Annotated in this window: 1 protein-coding gene; it reads right to left on the bottom strand. The window is 71.2% G+C overall.

Annotated features, from left to right (window positions below):
* A partial coding sequence (locus AB0B76_RS58905; protein ID WP_360395170.1) for a condensation domain-containing protein occupies nt 1-1,718 on the bottom strand: 1,718 nt, incomplete at both ends.

The following is a 1,718-nucleotide window of genomic DNA, read 5'->3' as shown; positions in this document are numbered from 1 at the left end:
CGCAGACCCACCACCGAATCCGGGCCCACACCCGAAGCCAGCAGATACCCGGCCACATCCGCCGAACGCTGCCACAACTCGCCATAGGTCAACGCTGTGTCACCAGCACGGACCGCCACCGCCGCCGGATCCTGGGACGCAATCAGATCCAGCACAGTCTCGGCCCGGGGCAGCACGGTCACCGTGTCATTCCACCGTGCCAAATCCGCCAACTCCGCGGACGTGAGCACAGGCAGCCGGGACAGACGACGGCCCGCGTCCGCGGCCACCGCCGCCAGCAAGGCACGGAAATGACCGACCATGCGAATCATCCGGGCGTCATCGAACAGAGCCGTGCTGTACCGCAGCGCGGCCCGCAGCCCGTCCCCCACCTCGTCCACGGCGATCGACAGGTCGAACTTGACCGGCGTCGACTCCGGCTCGCCCACCACGTCAGGCAGCTCCGAGGCCGGGCCCCGGCCGTCGGCGGCGACGTAGTTGAACAGCACCTGGAACAGCGGCGTACGCGACAGGTCACGCCGCACGCCGAGCTCGTCGACGAGCTGCTCGAACGGGACGTCCTGGTGCGCGTACCCGGCGAGCGTCTCGGTCCGTACGCGGCCCAGCAGCTCCGCAAAGGTCGGGTCGCCGGACAGGTCCGCCCGGAGGACCAGTGTGTTGACGAAGAAGCCGATCAGGCCTTCGATTTCGGCGCGGGTGCGGTTGGCGATGGGCGTGCCGATCACGAAGTCGTCCTGGCCCGAGTAGCGGCCGAGCAGGACCGTGAACGCTCCCAGCACCGTCATGAACATGGACACGCCGGCGTCCTGGGACACCGCACGGAGGCCGTCGACGACGTCGGCGGGTACGACGAACTCGATGGCCGCGCCCTCGCTGGAGCGGTGGGCGGGCCGGGGCCGGTCGGTCGGAAGCTCCAGGGCGGGCACGTCGGCCAGGCGGCGGCGCCAGTAGGCGAGCTGGCCGTCGAGGACCTCGCCGGTGAGCCAGCGGCGCTGCCAGACGGCGAAGTCGGCGTACTGGACCGGCAGCGGCGACAGCGGCTCCCCGGCGAGCAGGGCGGAGAGCTCCCGCCGCAGGATGCCGACGGACCACTCGTCGGCGACGACGTGGTGCATGGCGAGGGCCAGGATGTGCTCGTCCGGCCCGAGCCGCAGCAGCGTGGCCCGGAACAAGGGGCCGGCCGCGAGGTCGAACGGCACCGCCGCATCAAGAGCCAGCCACGCCTCCGCCTCCGCGGCATCCGAAATGTCCAGGACGGGAAGGACGAAGTCGGGCGCCGGGTCGATCACCTGGTACGGCACACCGTCCGCACCGGCGACCAGCCGGGTCCGCAGGACCTCGTGCCGCGCGACGAGTGACCCGAGCGCGGCCCGCATGGTCTCGACCGACAGGCCGCCGAACGGGATCACGGCCCGCATGTTGTACTCGGCCGCCCCGTCCAGCTGCGCGAGGAACCAAAGCCGCTGCTGGGCAAACGACAGCGGCAACGCCACATCCCGCCCGACCGGAACGACCGGCGGCACCCGCACCCCAGGCGCGGCGCCGTCGACCACGGCCGCGAGCCGCGCAACAGTCGGCGCATCGAACACGGCGGCCACCGGAATCTCGACGCCGAACACGTCGCGCACCCGCGACACGACCTGTGTCGCCAGCAGCGAGTGCCCACCAAGCGCGAAGAAATCATCGTGTACCCCGACCTGCGACACCCGCAGCAGCCC

This window comes from Dactylosporangium sp. NPDC049140, assembly GCF_040648435.1.
The sequence above is the reverse complement of the archived record's forward strand: the minus strand, read 5'-3'. Positions and strand labels throughout refer to the sequence as shown.